Raw genomic sequence first — 1,211 nt, forward strand, 5'->3', positions numbered from 1 at the left:
CGGACCGGTTCCTCCTCAGGCGCTAAAGCTTAGCTCCTGGTCCGAATTCGTGCGACCACCTCTCTCGGGGCTGGTCCAGACCTGCCCTTCGGACCACAGGCACAGATTGCGCAGTTCCTGCACCTTGGGGTGAGAGGCCTCGGTATCGTCCGGCAGTGGCAGGCCGCCTGCATGAAACACTCGCGTGTCGCAGCCGAAGTGGCGAAGAAGGCGCTCGGCCTCCAGCGTGGCGAAGCGGCTGTAGGAGCGTTCGCGCAGCGAGCCGTAAAGCAAAAGGATGCGAGGGGCCGGCCCATCGATCTGAGGCAGTTGAACCGCCTCGGGCGAGAGGTTCGGAAGGTCGGGGATCATGTGCGAACCTCTTTGAGCGCGGCCTCGCAAGGGAACCAGCGGCGGCCAAGTCGCAGGGCTACACTGACGAGCAGGATAAGAACCGGAACCTCGACCAGAGGGCCGATGACGGCGGCGAAGGCTACGGGCGATGCGAGGCCATAGGCCGCGATGGCAACAGCAATCGCCAGCTCGAAGTTGTTGCCCGCCGCCGTAAAGGCGATCGCCGTGGTGCGCGGATAATCCCTCGCGATCCAGCGTCCCATCATGAAGCTCACGATGAACTGGACGATGAAGTAGACCACCAGCGGCACCGCAATCCGCAGGGCATCCAGCGGCAGGCGCATCACGTCACCGCCCTTAAGGCTGAACATGGCCACGATGGTAAACAGCAGCGCCATCAGCGTCAGCGGGCTGATTTTCGGCAGGAAGATGCCTTGATACCAGACCTCGCCTTTGCGGGCGATCAGGACACGGCGCGTCACGTAGCCGGCAAGGAAGGGCAGCCCGAGATAGATCAGAACAGCCTCGGTCACCGTCCAGAAGCCCACGTCAATCACACTTGCCTGCAGCCCGAACAGGGGCGGCAGCACGGTCAGGAACAGCCACGCATAGGTCGAAAAGAACAGGATCTGGAAAATCGAGTTAAAAGCCACCAGCCCCGCAACATATTGATTGTCGCCGCGAGCGAGCTGGTTCCAAACCAGCACCATCGCAATGCAGCGGGCAAGGCCGATCAGGATTAGGCCGGTCATATATTCCGAGTGATCGCGCAGGAAGATTACCGCCAAGACAAACATCAGCACCGGCCCGATGAACCAGTTTTGCACCAGCGACAGCAGCAGCACACGCTTGTCGGTGAACACCTGTGGCAGCGCCTC

1 protein-coding gene and 1 pseudogene are annotated in these 1,211 nt (G+C 61.6%); both read right to left on the reverse strand.

Annotation, left to right across the window (positions count from 1 at the left end):
• Positions 1–54: 54 nt before the first annotated feature.
• Positions 55–351, reverse strand: a pseudogene (locus tag EP867_RS19655) (NAD(P)H-dependent oxidoreductase); the annotation flags it as partial.
• A partial coding sequence (arsB, locus tag EP867_RS19660) for an ACR3 family arsenite efflux transporter (RefSeq protein WP_128491098.1) occupies positions 348–1,211 on the reverse strand: 864 nt, incomplete at its 5' end. The pseudogene EP867_RS19655 and the gene arsB, both read right to left, overlap by 4 nt.

Source organism: Falsigemmobacter intermedius (assembly GCF_004054105.1).
Classification (GTDB): domain Bacteria; phylum Pseudomonadota; class Alphaproteobacteria; order Rhodobacterales; family Rhodobacteraceae; genus Wagnerdoeblera; species Wagnerdoeblera intermedia.